This is a genomic window from Sphingorhabdus sp. EL138, from assembly GCF_945890115.1.
Classification (GTDB): domain Bacteria; phylum Pseudomonadota; class Alphaproteobacteria; order Sphingomonadales; family Sphingomonadaceae; genus Sphingorhabdus_B.
The window spans coordinates 159,086-173,608 of the sequence record NZ_CAMDCK010000001.1; the positions used below are offsets into that span (position 1 = coordinate 159,086).

Here is a 14,523-nt window from a genome sequence, read left to right on the forward strand (position 1 = left end):
CTTGAATGAACTCAGCCCAGCTGACCCAGCTTCTCGATTGCCTTCGCGCGAAGGTCCCGAATATTCTCCAGTGCCCGCTGGCTGTTCTGATAGGAGCGCATAACCTCGATCATTTGCGTCGTCTCGACCAGCGGTTGGACATTAGAACTTTCCAAACCACCCGACTGCAACTTGACCAACGGAGCTGCCGACGCTGTCATACCGCCGGCTGAAAACATGTTGCTCCCGATGGGCATCAATTTGGATTCGTCGGAGAAAGTGACAAGCGACAGGCGCCCCAGTTCCCCTTGCGGGCCGGTTACTGAGCCGTCCTGCGCGATGCGGATTTGCCCTGCTTGTCCGTCCGGAATGGCAATGGGCTGCCCTGTCGATCCGAGCAACCGCCTCCCGGCAGATGTCTCAAGCTCGCCTGTAGATGATATGCGCAGCATCCCTGCACGTGTATAAGCAGGATTGCCGTCGGGGCCCTCGACCGTGAGATAGCCTTGACCATCGATCATGACATCCAAAGGATTGCCAGTCGCTTGATAGGCACCGGGCGATATGTCATGCGTTGTGCCATAATCAAGCACGTACGAAGTCGATTGCATGCCTGGAGCGGTCGGCGTGGCGTTCTTCTCCACATATTCTTGGAACACCGGCATTTCCCGCCGGAAGCCCGTCGTGTTCATATTCGCCATATTGTTGGCGATAACGTCCAGCCGGCGGCGCAGCGCCTGCTCCTGACTTAATAGCAAATAACTCGACACATCCATCGTAGGGACCTTCCTGATCGCCTCTTTGTATGCGCATGCGGCAAATTTTGCTCGATGCTATCCTATAATAGGAAAAAATGTACCTCCGCGGACGGCGGCCGGAAAAATTGAAAGGTTGCAGATGGCAGAACCAGAACTTGATCAAGAAACGGACGATCTACTTGATCCCCAAGAATCCGACGGTGTAGCAGCCAAGCGCAAGCGATTTCGGATCATTGCCGCAGCGTTAGTCTTGCTTTTGCTGATTGCAGGAGGGCTAGGATATTATTTCCTAGTCATGCAGCACGGCGACGCGAAAGCGGAGGCCCCAGAGGAAAAGTCTGCTAAAGCTGCGATCTATGTTCCGGCGCCTGAGATGATCGTTAATTTGCGAACGCCCGATGGCCAGAGTGCATTTCTAAAAATTAATTTCGCCATCACAGCACATGATAAGGAGGCGGAAGAGATGCTCAAGGAACGCATGCCTGAAATCCGCGACGCGCTTCAGCCTTTCCTGCGTGAACTGCGCCCGGAAGACCTTGCTGGTTCAGCAGGCGTCTTTCGCATCAAGGAGGAAATGACACGACGCGTGAAGGATCGTGTCGGGCCAGACAAGGTCGACGATATCCTTATCCAAGACCTTATTCAGCAGTGACTGATATGACCGAACCAAGCCAATCAGAAACATCACTGCCGGAAGGCGATGCCAGCTCCATGCCGCCACTCGGCATTCGGGCAATGATCGAGTCCAACGTCATCAGCCAGGTACAGTTGCCGTTGCTAGAGGTTGTATGCGACCGAATGGTCCGCACATTCTCGACAAGCATGCGTAACCTCACGTCCGGCGCTGTCGAAGTCGAATTGAAACAGCTCGTATCTTTGCGATTCGGCGAATTCCTCAATCGCCAGGATGGTCGTTCTGTCCTGGGCGTGTTTACCATCGTGGAATTGGAAAATTTCGGTCTAATCACGCTGGACAACGGGCTGGCGCGCCACGTGATAGAGACTTTACTCGGAAATCGCGTCGTCTCGCAGCAAGGCGATAGCCCGCCTATGTCCGAGAACCGCAGCTTCACACAGCTGGAGATAAAACTGGTCGGCCATATGCTCGAAGTTGCGCTGGCCGACCTGCAGGAAGCGTTCAAAGAAGTTCGTGATGTTCAAATGAACCTCGATCGGATCGAAACGGGCATCCATTTCGCGACGATTACCGGGATGAGCAATGTGGCCGTGGTCGCCGAGTTTTCGGTCGGCATTCGTTCCCAAACCGGGATTATGTCCGTGCTGCTGCCCTATACCACGATTGAGCCAGTGCGGGAGAAGCTGCAGCAGAAGTTCATGGGCGAGCAGCTCAATCTGCAGAGCGTTTGGGATGTACACATGCAAAGGGAGGTTGCAGCCATGGATTTGGAGATCAAGGCCGTGCTGGGCGAGCAGATTATGACCGTTCAGGAAGTGCAAAACCTTAAGCCGGGGGATGTCATTTCCTTGGGGGTCGTGCCCAATACACCGGTTCGCATACAATGTGGCGATATTGTTGTTTCAAATGGATTTTTTGGACCACATGAAGGCCGCATGGCGATATCTATCAATAAACCCCTCGGCCAGTGAGATTGTCATGATCGACATGTCTAATACGCTTAATTTTGTACTGATGATATTGTGCATCGCCGTTCTGGTTCAAACTGCAAGGCTGATGCGCAGCATCAAAATGCTCCGCAGCACGGACTTCAAGGCCATGATCGTCGCACTCGACAGGTCTTCCGAGCAGGCCCGTCAGGTTACCCAAGAGACGAAGGAAGCTTTGTCCGGCTGCGCGCTTGCCAACAAGCTAACGTTGACCAAATCGCAGGATTTGCGGGACGAGCTATCCTTTATGGCTGATGTCGCCAACTCTGCGGCAGACAGAGTCATTGAGGCGGTGGAGCAGGCAAATGCCCACCCTCTTTCCAAGGTTGTTTCGCAACTAAGAACCGAAATTGAAACCCGCCAGAAGGATGATATATAATGCGCTTCAGGCCCACCCTCCTGCAACTCACCGCTTTCAGTGCACTCAGTGCTTCTGTTGGCCTTGGGAGTGCCATTGCCAACCAGCCTGTAGAGACCAGCCGCCTTGGCGCGTCGATCAAGGAAAATCTTGTCGAGCGCGATCGGGTGGCAGCCGAACAAAAGCGCAAGCTCGATTTGCAGAAGCAAGTGGTGCAGGCTGCCGAGACCCGTTTGCGGGAGCGGCTGGGCGCAGGCCAGCCGCAAGCCGGGGGCGCACCGGGCGCACCGGGCGCTGGGGGGGCACCAGGGGCTGTGGGCGCACTGCCCGGCCAAGCGGCGCAAGCTGCCCTGCCGGATGAGGCTATCAGCAACCTTGCCCGCATCTATCAGGCCATGAAGCCAGCCAAGGCAGCCCTTGTCATGGAGAAGCTGGGCCTTGATGTTCAGGTCAAGATCACCAAGGAAATCCGCGAACGTTCAATGGGGATGATCATGGGAGCGATGACGCCCGATGGCGCAGCAAGATTAAGCGCGGCGCTCGCCAACAACGGTCGTCTGCCAGCTGGTTTTGGCCAGCCTCCGGGTCTGGGCTTAGCGAAAGCAACGAGCCCCGCAGGTGATCAGCAAGGTGCAAAACCTGTGGGTCAGAATGCCTCTGCCCGACCCGCAATCCGCTGACGGTTTAGCGGCGCGGGCTTTTTGAGGGCAAAGCCCGCCCGAGAACTGCTAAGCCTGCGCCCCGCCGTCTTGCGCTCCGCAAAATGGCCTTCAACCGCGCAGGTGATATGTATGCGTTCACGACCTAGTCGGGGAAGAACAGGTCAAATGTAACCGTATTTTTGTCATGAACGGCATAGGATATTGTTCCAAAATGCGCTTCCGCAACTTTTTTAATGAGGAATAAGCCAAGGCCAGAGCCCTCCGCTTTGGTGCCCGACCCGCGGACCCCCTGCATGAAAATATCCTCGTTCAATAAGTTGGGACCGTTCAGCATATTGGTCACTGTAATAGAGGTGCCAAGCCGATCTTCACGCTGAATGATGTCGAGCTGTATTTCGCTGAAGGCCGGTGCATATTTCAGGGCGTTATCCAGAAGGTTCCGCAAGGCGATGCGGACAAGGATGGGGTCAATATCGGCGAAAATATGCGCGCCACCCGAACCCAATTTGATCCGATCCTGAAGGTCAATCGGGCAATCAAATTTCGCGAGTGAGGCCACATCATGTACGTTCATAGAACGGGTTGCGACCGGATTTTTATTCTCCAGCAACGGAAGGACCAAAATAGCGTTGGAAATCGACAAGTTGATAGCATCAAGGACGGCCTGCGCGCGACCAATCGCCTTCTTAAAATCCCTCGCCTTTGGGCTGTCGGGCTTGATTTCCGCGTCAAGTGCCTCAAGCGCAGCGTGGGCGTTGTTGATTGGCTGTCGGACATCATGCGTTAAAAGGTCCAACGTGAAAAGTCTTTCATCCGCGATGGCGGCTAAACGCTTTTCCTCCTGCTCCATCTCCACGCCAATTTCAAACATTCTAGCCGCGCGGCGGCTCGCAAAGCGGCGAGACCGGAGTGCACGTTCCCCAACCATGCCCATAAAACCAACTTGTATGAAGACCCCTGTCACGACGACCAGCGAAAGCCCGAGGAGTGACATTTCAGGATCTATGCGGAACCCCGCCCCTTCCCGCCCTTCAAACAGCAGCCAACCGCGCCAAAGCATAATGACAGCGCAGGCGCACAGGCTCGAGATCAGAATGGCTTGGCCCCAAAGTCCCCGCCAGTATCGATTCTTAAAGCACACCCAAGCGGTCGCAAAAACGATAACGCCACCTGATGAATATCCTATCACCGACGGAAACCATCCATAAGGGAGAAAGGCAGAAGTGAGCAGCATCACCACAGCAATGCCAAAAATAGGGAAGGACTTGTGGAAATGAACAATCTTGCCCTGACCACCCGCCAGTGAAAAATAGGGCAGCAAAAGGGATGATCCAGCCAGTATAAAACCCAGCAAATTATAGTCGCTGGCACTTTTCGTTTCAACAAATACCGATGGATTTATCATCGAGAGAGCCGACATTACATTGGCAAGCGCCCACAATACGGACAGTCTAATATTTTTAGATTTCAGGAAAAACAAAACAGCCAATGCAAATGCGTTTAAAATCGCAAAGTGCATAAAACTTATATTTTGTAATTGCTGTTCAATGGACATTTTCAAAAAGCCGTTGGTAAATAAATGAGTTATTTAATAAATATTTATATCTTACTGTCGAACGAGAAATATGATTTTCGTAACATCAGGATTGTCTGTCTCAATCGAACATTCTCCCAGATGATTTTGCGCGATAAGATTGGCAACGAAGAGCCCGGAACTGGTCATTTGAGGCGAAGCCCTGCCTTTCTCGCGAAGATCCCGCGACACGTCCATTTCTTCCATTTTTTGTGGGTTCATGTTGCCCGAAATCGTGAATAGGACACCTAGCTGCACGCTATCAACCGTCACCGAAACGGAAATATTCTCTCCCGCGTCCGCCACACTCAAAGCGTGCTCCAAAAGATTATGGAGCGCCACGCGCAAAAGGGTCGGGACACATTCAATAAAGATGTGCTGGTCCGGCGGCGCCACGACAATCCGCTTCTGATTGGCATTACTGCAATCCAGCCGCGCCATTTCAAGGATTTCCATCGCGTCGGTTTGTTGCCTGAACCAGTTTTGGTCGTCCGCAACCAGCGTGCTGGCAACGATGACGTTGGACAAAGCGCGGGTGATACCATCCAATGAGCCCTTGGCCCGATCCAAGGCATAATTTGCGCGGTCCGAAATCGAAGGCAGCTTATCAAGGTCCGGTGTTATTGACTGGAGAGAGGCCTGCGCATTGTTGATCGGCTGTCGAACCTCATGCGTCAAAAGCTGGATTAAATCAAGGCGCTGTTTTGCTAGTTCGCGCATGTTTCGCCCGCGCTGTGCGAGGATAGCGGACCTTTGCCAAACGCGCACATTACGGCGATCCGCAAACTTGGCCTCCTTATCCCGCCGGTTAACCAGCATGCCAAAGAACCCGATCTGAAGGAAAATTGAAATGACAACCAAGATCTCCATCGCGCGGATTTGTAACATGGACGCGCCCACAAAAAGTCTGTCGTCACCCAGTGGGTAAGAGGTTAAGCCCCGCACTGCCAACGCAATAATGGAGACGGCCATACCCGCGAGCACGATCCTGCGTCCTAATTCGTTCTCGTTTGCCCAATATCGATTTCGCAGTAAAGCGAGGAAGCAAGCGACCGAGATGGCAACGCCGACCACGGAGGCAATGAGCAGTCTATACTCAGCCAAAGCGGGTGCAAGAGCGAACGGCGTTCCAACGACTGCTGCCATGGCGAATGCTTTGGACCAATAATCGTGCGTTAACCCTTTGGTACGAAAACTCAGGGCCACATACCGAAACAGCCCCCCAACTAAGGATGAAAAGCCAGCCCATTCTATAAGGTCTTGCGAGCTGAACACGGTCAGTATGTGTGGTGCGCCCAATATGGACAGGGCGGAAAAGCCGCTCGCGAGTTGCCAATAGAAGATATGGACCCGATTATTTGGCTGAAGCAGCAAAAGCTGGCAAAAGGCAAAGGCGACGATCTGGCCTAAATAGACGTAACCCAACGCGGCCAGATAGTCGCTGTTGCTCACCTAAACCTCATCTGGCTTAGCAACTACCTCAACCGCTTCAGTGACTTGATAGCCAAACCCATGCAACGTCTTTAGCGGCGAAGGTTGATCTGTGACATTTTCTATCTTGCGACGGAGACGAAAAATTGCCGAATCCAAATTTCGGTCGTCAACGCTCTGCACAAGACCCGCAACTTCCGCGAGATCGTGCCGCGATACAGGGGTTGTCGTATCTGCACACAATCGATGCAAGATCATGAGCTCAATCGCGGTCAAGTCTACAATGGCACCGAGGGGTGAGACAAACTGCGACCGGCGACCATCCAGAGTCCAAGACGCGTTGCGAACCGACCGCATCGTCATGCGGCGGCAGACCGAGGCAATAGCATTATACACCTGATCGAAGCGGACGGGTTTGTTCACGAACATGTCCGCGCCCGCCGTAAGCGCCGAATTAAATGCATCTGCGCCCATTCTGCCGCTGATCACCAAGATACCTGCAGAAGAATGTTGCCGGATCAGGGTGATGAGGTCGACGCCATCAATACCGGGTAGACCAAGATCCAAAATGAAAAAATCAAATGCAGCCAAATCGCCTGACTTTAGCAGCGCCTCTGCCGCGCCGAAACCCTTTGCCTCAAGGCCACGGGCATTTAGGAACTGACCAAGAAACTCAACGAAATCACCGTCGTCATCAACGATACAGATGTTTTTCGGCGCGTTCTCTATCATGAATTCCCCAATCCGTTTAGGAGAAAGCTTGGAGCGGGCGAAGGGATTCGAACCCTCGACCCCAACCTTGGCAAGGTTGTGCTCTACCCCTGAGCTACGCCCGCTCTGGCGGTCAGGCATCTAATTCCTGACAGGTGAGGCGCGCAGTTAGCATGGGGTATACCCCCCCGCAAGCCCCAATTGCCGCCTTTTTACCAAAAAGGGGGTAAAGCCTGTCTTGTGAAAGTCATCGTTTTACCCACATAGGGTATGAAACGAATCCTAAAGATTGGAGAATGACCTTGGCGACGATGGGCCTGACCACCGACGAACAAAAAGCCGTTGAGCAATTCCGGACCGACGTTGTTGCGCCGTCGATGGAGCAGTTGGTGATTCTCGATTTCTGGGCCGAATGGTGCGGCCCGTGCAAGCAACTGACGCCGATACTGGAAAAGGTTGCGGCCGAATATGCGGATCGCGGCGTCGTGCTGGCCAAGGTCAATGTTGACGAGAACAAGTTTATCGCGTCGCAATTTCAGGTGCGGTCCATTCCAACGGTTTACGCCATATTTCAAGGGCAGCCCGTTGCGGACCTGACGCCGGCGCGCACAGAGCCACAATTGCGGCAGATGCTGGACCAATTGTTGGAGAAGCTGCCGATCACGGCGGGAGACGCCGTTACCGACCCAGCCGTGCAATTGGCACCGCTCGTGGACGAGGCGGAAGCGCTTTTGGCGCAAGATGGCGCGGAGCAAGCTTATGCCCTGTTTGCCGAAGTGCTTTCGGTATTGCCCGAACATCCTGCCGCTTTGTCGGGGCTGATCCGTGCATTGACCGCATTGGGACGTCCGGAGGAGGCGCAGGCTATTTTTGACAGCCTTAGCGAGGAACTGCGCACCGACCCAGCGTTGGAAAAGGCGGGGTCGGTGTTAAGCATTGCAGCCGCGGCCGTTCCGCCGGAAGAATTGGCGCGCTTAAAAGCCGCCGTTGCAGCGTCGCCTAATGACCATGCTCTGCGCTTGGAACTGGCCAATGCCCTGATGGCCGCAGGCGACCGTGACGGGTCAGCCGAAGCGTTGTTACATAGCATCGCGGCGGACCGCGAATGGAATGACGGCGCCGCCAAGGCGCGGCTCCTCGAAATATTTGCTTTAATTGGATTGGAAGACCCATGGGTAGCAGCAACACGCCGAAAATTATCAGCGATCCTGTTCGGATGACCGCGCAGCGCATTTCCATTTTCCCGCTTACCGGCGCGATTATTTTCCCGAGCATGCAATTGCCGCTGCATATTTTTGAGCCGCGCTATCGCGATCTGGTGAGCGATTCGCTGGCCCGTGACCGCAAGATCGGCATGATCCAACCAATGGGGCAAGGCAATCAGCCGCCCTTGTTCAATGTTGGCTGCTTGGCGCGGATCCACGATGTGGAGGCGCTGGACGATGGTCGGTACAATATCATCCTTGAAGGCGTGCAACGCTTTTCTGTGATCAGCGAACTGGATGTGACCACCAGCTTTCGTCAGGTTGAGGCTGAATTATGGGACGAGGATGAAATGGGCGAAGCCCTCTCGCTTGCCGAACGCGCGTCGATTGAAATCGAATCACGCCGCTTTGCCGAAGCGCAAGGGTATAGCGTCGATTGGGCGGCCGTTTCGCAACTGGACGATTATTCTCTGGTCAACGCCATCGCCCAAATTGCCCCGTTTGATTTTGCCGCAAAGCAAGCCTTGTTGGAAGCGCGCGGGCTATCCGACCGTGCCGACACTATCGTGCAATTGATGCAGTTTTTTGGACGGCATGACGGGTCCGACGATCGCGTCACGCTTCAATAATCAGCCCAGAAAGCTCGCCCGCAGGCCGTCGATAACGAATTGCGCGGCCAATGCGGCGAGCAGCACACCCAACAGCCGTGTGATCACGGCTTCGGCATTGGCACCCAGAACGCGCATAATGGGGCCAGCCGCAAGAAGCGCCAGCAGCGTCAGCACAAGCACTGTTCCCAGTGCCGCCAAAATGATGCCGGCGCGGTCAATCCCGCTATTTTGCGACATAAGCAGCATGACCGAGGCGATGGACCCTGGCCCTGCGATCATCGGCATGGCCATGGGGAAGACCGAAACATCCTCAATCTCGGGCGTATCGATGATTTTCTGCGCGCGCTCCTCACGGCGTGACGTGCGCTTTTCAAAAACCATGTCGATAGCGATTAGAAACAGCATGATGCCGCCTGCAATGCGGAAACTGTTCAATTCAATATGCAACGCGCCCAACAATTGTTCGCCGAACAACGCAAAGACGAGCAATATGCCCGACGCGACCATGACGGCACGCAAAGCCATATTGCGGCGTTGGGCGGCATTGGCGCCCTTGGTCAGGCTGGCGTAAATCGGCGCACAGCCCGGCGGGTCAATTACGACGAAAAAGGTGATGAAGGCGGAAAGAAACAGTTCAATCATCATTGCGGCGCAACCTGATCCATGATGGCGGTCTCGGTTGTTGCACCGTTCCAATATGTAACCTCTATACTGCGCGCACCATTGGGTTGGACGATATAGTTGTAACGCAAGGATTGATCACCCGAATAGCCGGTTTTTATTGTTGCGCCTTGAGGCCGGGTGGCGAACGTCGCGGACGCTCGGCCTTTGCAACTGGCGACCTTTGTTTCAATCATCTCTTTCGGCGCACGCGGCACAGTCAGTGTGTCCGCATGGTGGAGCGCCCATTTCCATTCCCCGTCACCGCGCGCATTTTTCTCGACAAACTGCCAGACGGTGGTGAAATAGCCGACCGCACCATCGGCCCTCTCCCACGCGCCCGTCGTCACGCCGGTTTTGCCATCGCAGGACATGACCGCCTTATGCGGTTGCCATTTGAGCAGCACGGCGGGGTCGGCCTTGCCCTTCAGCCATTCGAGCGCAAGCGTGGGTTGCGGCACGAACATTATCGCATCCTTGGCAGCGGTTTCACGAAAGGCGGTCCATTGTCCCTTTTGTTGGGCAAGCTGATTAAAACCGATGTCAGCCGCAATAATCGCGCTTGGGTTCGCGATTTTGGGCTGAAATTCATAATATTCCCGGCTTGGCGACGACGCACAAGCCGAAAGCGCTGCTGCGGCAAGAAGGACAGGAAATGCTTTCATCGCGTCATATTCCTTCTGGTGCGGCCACTCCTGCACGGCGGTGTGCGGCAACCAGTGTATTGCGCAACAGACACGCAATGGTCATCGGGCCGACCCCGCCCGGCACGGGGGTTATGGCACCAGCATGGCGTAAGGCATCGTCAAAGGCAACGTCGCCGACCAAACGGCCTTTGCTTTGGCCCGCCTCGGGTTCCAAGCGGTTAATGCCAACATCAATCACCACGGCGCCGGGTTTCAAATAATCGCCGGTCACCATCTCTGCGCGGCCCACGGCGGCAACGACAATGTCTGCGCGGCGCACAACATCTGGCAAATCCTGCGTGCGGCTATGTGCGATTGTCACCGTGCAATTTTCTGCCAACAACAATTGCGCCATCGGCTTACCGACAATGTTCGACCGCCCGATGACCACGGCGTTTTTACCGGACAGATCGCCCATATGGTCCTTAAGCAGCATTAAGCAGCCAAGCGGCGTGCATGGCACAAACGCCTCTTCACCTACCGCGAGACGCCCCGCATTAACGACATGAAAGCCGTCAACATCTTTGCCCGGATCAATCGCGGCGATCACAGCCTTATCATCAATATGCGACGGCAAGGGCAATTGCACCAATATGCCATCGACGGCGGCATCCGCGTTGAGCGTTTCGACAAGCGCAATGAGGGCGTCTTGTGTAACCGAGGCAGGCAAGCGATGTTCGAAGCTGTTCATGCCCGCCTCGACCGTCGCTTTCTTCTTGGACCCCACATAGACTTGGCTGGCGGGGTCTTCACCCACCAAGACAACGGCAAGGCCGGGCTTATGGGCAGTTAACGCGATAAAGCTTTCAACGGCAACGGCCACGCGCTGACGCAATTGGGCGGCAAATGCCTTGCCATCAATGATAACGGCGTTGCTCACATGCCCGCTGCAGAAATATCATTGGCCACACCCACCAACAGCATCTGCAATATGCGCAGACCGATCAATAACACCATGGGCGAAAAATCGATCATGCCCGTATCAGGCATGATCTTGCGGATAGGCTTGAGAAACGGATCCAAAATGACCGAAAGTGCCTGCCAGATAGAGGCAACGATGTTGTTCGACAGGCTGACGACGTTAAACGAAATCAGCAAGCTCAGGATGAATTGAACGATGACGACGGTGGACAATATCGTCATCAAATATCCGATTATAGAAATAAGCGCGAGAAGCATGAAATTCTCCGGAAAAGATGTGCTGAAGCGATTAGCCGAGGCAGCGCGCTGTTTCAACTGGTTAAGGTCAGGGCGCAGGTTACTTGTGAATCAGTGTTCCTGCGCCTTTTACAGTGAACATTTCGATTAGCATGGCATGGCTGGTGCGACCGTCCAATATGACCGCCGCATCCACGCCCGATTCCACGGCATCGACACATGTCTGAATTTTCGGGATCATACCGCCGCTGATCGTGCCGTCCTTTTGCAGCTCAGCAATCGCGGCAGGATCGAGATCTGTCAGCAGCTCACCCGATTTGCTTAAGACGCCGGCAACATCCGTCAAAAGGAAAAGCCGCGAGGCCCCCAGTGCACTTGCGACCGCGCCAGCCATGGTATCGGCATTGATGTTATAGGTATGCCCATCTGCGCCAACACCGATTGGGGCGATCACAGGAATCATGCCTGCCGCGCTAATCGTGTCAATGATGCTGCGGTCAACATTGGTTGGTTCGCCGACAAAGCCAAGGTCGATATTGCGTTCAATATGGCTGTCGGGGTCCTTTTGCGTGCGCTGAACCTTAGTGGCGGTAACGAACCCGCCATCCTTGCCCGATATGCCAAGCGCCTTACCACCAGCGGCATTGATCCAGCCGACCAGTTCCTTGTTAATCGAACCCGATAGCACCATTTCCGCAATCTTCGCGGTTTCAGCATCGGTGACGCGTAGGCCGTCGACAAATTCGCTCTCGACACCTAATTTTTTGAGCATTGCGCCAATCTGGGGGCCGCCGCCATGCACGACAACGGGATTGATACCGACAGCCTTTAACAACACCACATCGTCGGCAAAGTCGCGCGCCAGGCTAGCATCGCCCATCGCATGCCCGCCATATTTCACGACAAAGGTTTTGCCCGCATAACGCTGCAGATAAGGGAGCGCTTCGGTTAGCGTTTCGGCCTTCGCCAGATTGGCTGGATCAATCGTCATGCGACAGGGTCTGCTTTTGGGTCTGTGCCATCCAGCTTATGCCCGTAGCTCACAAAAAAAGTGATGAGCAACGGCACCATGATGATGCTCAACACCACCTTGGCTAGCATTTGGCCGAACAGCAACTCCGTGATGGGGAACACGCCGTAAAACGCAACGCTTACGAACAATAAAGTGTCGATAATCTGTGACAGCACCGCAGCGATGGCCCCCCGCAATGCGACATATTTACCAACTGTTTTTTTCAGGCGATCAAACAGATAGACGTTCAGCATTTGGGACACGCCATAAGCGATGATGCCAGCAAGCCATATGCGCGGCGTCTGCCCCATCATGGTGTTGAACGCATCCAGATATTTGTCGTCCATTTTCGGGGACGGCGGCAAGGAAAGCACCAGCAACGCGAGCAATATCGAGGCAATAAGCGGAATGAAGCCATATTTAACCAATCGGTCCGCAATAATCTTACCATGCAAGGCTGCTACCGCGCTGGAAAGGATGACCAGCAAAAGAAACGGAAAAATCCCCGCCTCCACAGCCAGCGGCCCTAAAGACACCTGTTTATTTCCAAGCACACCGGCAATGCACACCATGCCGCCATAAATGATTGAGAACATGAAAAGCGATTTCGGGATGCCTCCACCGGTCGCGTGCAATGTGGTCTGATTAGTCATCCAAAACTGACTAGCGTCTTATTTAATTGGCGCAAGACTAACGATGGCGCTAGGTCAGACCGGGAAACATAAAATGCCGTCGCGCGGGTCTTTTCCAGCGTCTTAATTCTTACAGTTGTAGGGGTCAGACCGGGAAACAAAATCTAGGATGACGGTTTTCGGGGAAGCTATACATGCAGTTTTTATTGAGCATCGCGGGGATGATCCTCATTTTGGCGATTGCGGTTGTATTGTCGTCCAACCGCCGCGCGATCAAATTCCGTGTCGTCGGTGCGGCTTTTGCCCTGCAGGCAAGTTTGGCGGCTTTGGTATTGTACACCTCATGGGGCAAGGTTGCGTTGAATGCTGCGTCGACTGGCGTGTCCAATTTGCTTGGCTATTCGGCCAAAGGCACGCAGTTCATCTTTGGTCCGCTGGCCTCTCCGGAAATCGGCGGTAACAGCTTTGCGATTGCGGCCTTACCCGTCATCATCTTTTTCGCGTCGTTAATCTCCATCCTCTATTATTTGGGCATCATGCAATATGTGATCCGCTGGATTGGTGGTGGTTTGCAGAAAATCACTGGCATCTCCAAAGTCGAGAGCCTGTGCGCCGCAGCCAATATTTTCGTTGGCCAATCGGAATCGCCATTGGTCATTCGACCTTATCTCGCTGGGTTGAAGCCTGAACAATTATTCTGCGTCATGACCGTTGGCATGGCGGGCGTTGCTGGCACCATTCTTGCCGCTTATGCATCAATGGGCATTCGCATTGATTATCTGCTCGCCGCGGCTTTCATGTCAGCGCCCGGCGGCATATTGATGGCGAAGATCATGATGCCCGACGTCCCACCCGTATTGGTGGCAGAAGGTGACCCTGCATTGGCCAACCCGCATCCTGATGATGAACCGGAAATGGCACATGAAGATGAGGAAGAGAAACCAGCCAACATCATCATGGCCGCAGCGCAAGGTGCGCAAACCGGCGTGAAGCTGGCGGTTGCCGTCGGTGCGATGGTGCTGGCATTTGTCGCCTTGGTTGCCTTGGCAAATGGTATTTTGGGCGGCATTGGCGGCTGGTTCGGTCTGCCCGGTTTGAGTTTTCAGCAGATTGTCGGCTATGTCTTTGCGCCCATCATGTTCCTGCTCGGCGTGCCTTGGAATGAGGCTATTCAGGCAGGCGGCTTGTTTGGTACAAAGGTCGTCCTCAACGAATTTGTGGCATTCATCGACTTGGGCGCGCTGAAAGACTTGTCCGCGCCAACCGTCGGTATCGTGACGTTCGCTTTGTGCGGCTTCGCCAATTTCAGTTCGATTGCGATCCAGATGGCGGTGACGGGCAGCCTTGCCCCCAATCAGCGGCCAATGATTGCTAAGCTGGGTATCAAAGCCCTTGCCGCGGGGTCGCTGTCGAACCTGATGAGTGCGGCGCTGGCGGGACTGTTTCTGTCGCTGACCTAGG

General features: G+C 54.4%; 17 protein-coding genes and 1 tRNA gene. 7 read left to right on the forward strand and 11 right to left on the reverse strand.

Features of this window, described 5'->3' with window-relative positions:
* Window positions 1–11: 11 nt before the first annotated feature.
* Window positions 12–755: a flagellar basal-body rod protein FlgF gene (gene flgF, locus Q0O07_RS00880; protein WP_295489226.1), complete on the reverse strand. Its 744-nt coding sequence runs from the start codon at window positions 753–755 to the stop codon at window positions 12–14.
* Between the two features lie 121 nt (window positions 756–876).
* Between flgF and Q0O07_RS00885 the strand changes: the two genes are divergently transcribed.
* The 4 genes from Q0O07_RS00885 to Q0O07_RS00900 are packed head-to-tail and all read left to right on the forward strand — an operon-like array spanning window position 877 to window position 3,401.
* Entirely contained in the window at window positions 877–1,389 is a 513-nt protein-coding gene (locus Q0O07_RS00885; protein WP_295489228.1) for a flagellar basal body-associated FliL family protein, read from the forward strand.
* Window positions 1,390–1,394: 5 nt separating this feature from the next.
* A complete protein-coding gene (locus tag Q0O07_RS00890) occupies window positions 1,395–2,345 on the forward strand; it encodes a FliM/FliN family flagellar motor switch protein (protein WP_295489229.1) in 951 nt (316 codons plus the stop codon).
* Window positions 2,299–2,742 (forward strand): DUF6468 domain-containing protein, encoded by a 444-nt coding sequence (locus Q0O07_RS00895; protein WP_295489230.1) that lies wholly within the window; start codon window positions 2,299–2,301, stop codon window positions 2,740–2,742. The genes Q0O07_RS00890 and Q0O07_RS00895 overlap by 47 nt, the downstream gene beginning before the upstream one ends.
* A complete protein-coding gene (locus Q0O07_RS00900) occupies window positions 2,742–3,401 on the forward strand; it encodes a hypothetical protein (protein WP_295489232.1) in 660 nt (219 codons plus the stop codon). The genes Q0O07_RS00895 and Q0O07_RS00900 overlap by 1 nt, the downstream gene beginning before the upstream one ends.
* 124 nt (window positions 3,402–3,525) lie before the next feature.
* On the opposite strand, the gene Q0O07_RS00905 is transcribed toward Q0O07_RS00900, so the two are convergent.
* From Q0O07_RS00905 to Q0O07_RS00920, 4 genes are all read right to left on the reverse strand, one after another.
* The gene (locus tag Q0O07_RS00905) at window positions 3,526–4,788 is read right to left on the reverse strand and encodes a sensor histidine kinase KdpD (protein ID WP_295489233.1); all 1,263 of its coding nucleotides are present in this window, start codon (window positions 4,786–4,788) and stop codon (window positions 3,526–3,528) included.
* 201 nt (window positions 4,789–4,989) lie between these two features.
* Entirely contained in the window at window positions 4,990–6,408 is a 1,419-nt protein-coding gene (locus Q0O07_RS00910) for a hypothetical protein (RefSeq protein ID WP_295489235.1), read from the reverse strand.
* Window positions 6,409–7,119, reverse strand: a complete 711-nt coding sequence (locus Q0O07_RS00915) for a response regulator transcription factor (RefSeq protein WP_295489236.1) — start codon at window positions 7,117–7,119, stop codon at window positions 6,409–6,411.
* Between the two features lie 29 nt (window positions 7,120–7,148).
* Window positions 7,149–7,223 (reverse strand) — tRNA-Gly (locus Q0O07_RS00920).
* Between the two features lie 171 nt (window positions 7,224–7,394).
* Here Q0O07_RS00920 and Q0O07_RS00925 point away from each other — a divergent pair.
* Both Q0O07_RS00925 and Q0O07_RS00930 read left to right on the forward strand, forming a co-directional pair.
* Complete coding sequence (locus Q0O07_RS00925; protein WP_295489237.1) at window positions 7,395–8,318, forward strand: tetratricopeptide repeat protein; 924 nt, start codon at window positions 7,395–7,397, stop codon at window positions 8,316–8,318.
* Window positions 8,315–8,932, forward strand: coding sequence for an LON peptidase substrate-binding domain-containing protein (locus tag Q0O07_RS00930; RefSeq protein ID WP_295489305.1), 618 nt, complete (start codon window positions 8,315–8,317; stop codon window positions 8,930–8,932). Before Q0O07_RS00925 ends, Q0O07_RS00930 begins: the two co-directional genes overlap by 4 nt.
* On the opposite strand, the gene Q0O07_RS00935 is transcribed toward Q0O07_RS00930, so the two are convergent.
* From Q0O07_RS00935 to Q0O07_RS00960, 6 genes are all read right to left on the reverse strand, one after another.
* Window positions 8,933–9,556, reverse strand: coding sequence for a MarC family protein (locus Q0O07_RS00935; protein WP_295489307.1), 624 nt, complete (start codon window positions 9,554–9,556; stop codon window positions 8,933–8,935).
* On the reverse strand, window positions 9,556–10,239 hold the full coding sequence (locus Q0O07_RS00940; RefSeq protein ID WP_295489238.1) for a hypothetical protein: 684 nt from the start codon (window positions 10,237–10,239) through the stop codon (window positions 9,556–9,558). Before Q0O07_RS00940 ends, Q0O07_RS00935 begins: the two co-directional genes overlap by 1 nt.
* Window positions 10,240–10,243: 4 nt before the next feature.
* Window positions 10,244–11,140, reverse strand: coding sequence for a bifunctional methylenetetrahydrofolate dehydrogenase/methenyltetrahydrofolate cyclohydrolase FolD (gene folD, locus Q0O07_RS00945; protein WP_295489239.1), 897 nt, complete (start codon window positions 11,138–11,140; stop codon window positions 10,244–10,246).
* Window positions 11,137–11,403, reverse strand: coding sequence for a YggT family protein (locus Q0O07_RS00950; RefSeq protein ID WP_295489240.1), 267 nt, complete (start codon window positions 11,401–11,403; stop codon window positions 11,137–11,139). The genes folD and Q0O07_RS00950 overlap by 4 nt, the downstream gene beginning before the upstream one ends.
* Window positions 11,404–11,518: 115 nt before the next feature.
* Window positions 11,519–12,409: an acetylglutamate kinase gene (gene argB / locus Q0O07_RS00955; protein WP_295489242.1), complete on the reverse strand. Its 891-nt coding sequence runs from the start codon at window positions 12,407–12,409 to the stop codon at window positions 11,519–11,521.
* The gene (locus Q0O07_RS00960) at window positions 12,406–13,083 is read right to left on the reverse strand and encodes a queuosine precursor transporter (protein WP_295489243.1); all 678 of its coding nucleotides are present in this window, start codon (window positions 13,081–13,083) and stop codon (window positions 12,406–12,408) included. Before Q0O07_RS00960 ends, argB begins: the two co-directional genes overlap by 4 nt.
* 173 nt (window positions 13,084–13,256) lie before the next feature.
* On the opposite strand from Q0O07_RS00960, the gene Q0O07_RS00965 reads away from it, so the two are divergent.
* On the forward strand, window positions 13,257–14,522 hold the full coding sequence (locus Q0O07_RS00965; protein WP_295489244.1) for a NupC/NupG family nucleoside CNT transporter: 1,266 nt from the start codon (window positions 13,257–13,259) through the stop codon (window positions 14,520–14,522).
* Window position 14,523: the final 1 nt, after the last annotated feature.

What these genes read in the sequence shown, in the direction of transcription:
- flgF (WP_295489226.1), bottom strand. Translation starts at nt 755, where the DNA reads ATGGATGTGTCGAGTTATTTGCTATTAAGTCAGGAGCAGGCGCTGCGC.
- Q0O07_RS00885 (WP_295489228.1), top strand. Translation starts at nt 877, where the DNA reads ATGGCAGAACCAGAACTTGATCAAGAAACGGACGATCTACTTGATCCC.
- Q0O07_RS00890 (WP_295489229.1), top strand. Translation starts at nt 1,395, where the DNA reads ATGACCGAACCAAGCCAATCAGAAACATCACTGCCGGAAGGCGATGCC.
- Q0O07_RS00895 (WP_295489230.1), top strand. Translation starts at nt 2,299, where the DNA reads ATGAAGGCCGCATGGCGATATCTATCAATAAACCCCTCGGCCAGTGAG.
- Q0O07_RS00900 (WP_295489232.1), top strand. Translation starts at nt 2,742, where the DNA reads ATGCGCTTCAGGCCCACCCTCCTGCAACTCACCGCTTTCAGTGCACTC.
- Q0O07_RS00905 (WP_295489233.1), bottom strand. Translation starts at nt 4,788, where the DNA reads ATGATAAATCCATCGGTATTTGTTGAAACGAAAAGTGCCAGCGACTAT.
- Q0O07_RS00915 (WP_295489236.1), bottom strand. Translation starts at nt 7,119, where the DNA reads ATGATAGAGAACGCGCCGAAAAACATCTGTATCGTTGATGACGACGGT.
- Q0O07_RS00925 (WP_295489237.1), top strand. Translation starts at nt 7,395, where the DNA reads ATGACCTTGGCGACGATGGGCCTGACCACCGACGAACAAAAAGCCGTT.
- Q0O07_RS00930 (WP_295489305.1), top strand. Translation starts at nt 8,315, where the DNA reads ATGACCGCGCAGCGCATTTCCATTTTCCCGCTTACCGGCGCGATTATT.
- Q0O07_RS00935 (WP_295489307.1), bottom strand. Translation starts at nt 9,556, where the DNA reads ATGATTGAACTGTTTCTTTCCGCCTTCATCACCTTTTTCGTCGTAATT.
- Q0O07_RS00940 (WP_295489238.1), bottom strand. Translation starts at nt 10,239, where the DNA reads ATGAAAGCATTTCCTGTCCTTCTTGCCGCAGCAGCGCTTTCGGCTTGT.
- Q0O07_RS00950 (WP_295489240.1), bottom strand. Translation starts at nt 11,403, where the DNA reads ATGACGATATTGTCCACCGTCGTCATCGTTCAATTCATCCTGAGCTTG.
- argB (WP_295489242.1), bottom strand. Translation starts at nt 12,409, where the DNA reads ATGACGATTGATCCAGCCAATCTGGCGAAGGCCGAAACGCTAACCGAA.
- Q0O07_RS00960 (WP_295489243.1), bottom strand. Translation starts at nt 13,083, where the DNA reads ATGACTAATCAGACCACATTGCACGCGACCGGTGGAGGCATCCCGAAA.
- Q0O07_RS00965 (WP_295489244.1), top strand. Translation starts at nt 13,257, where the DNA reads ATGCAGTTTTTATTGAGCATCGCGGGGATGATCCTCATTTTGGCGATT.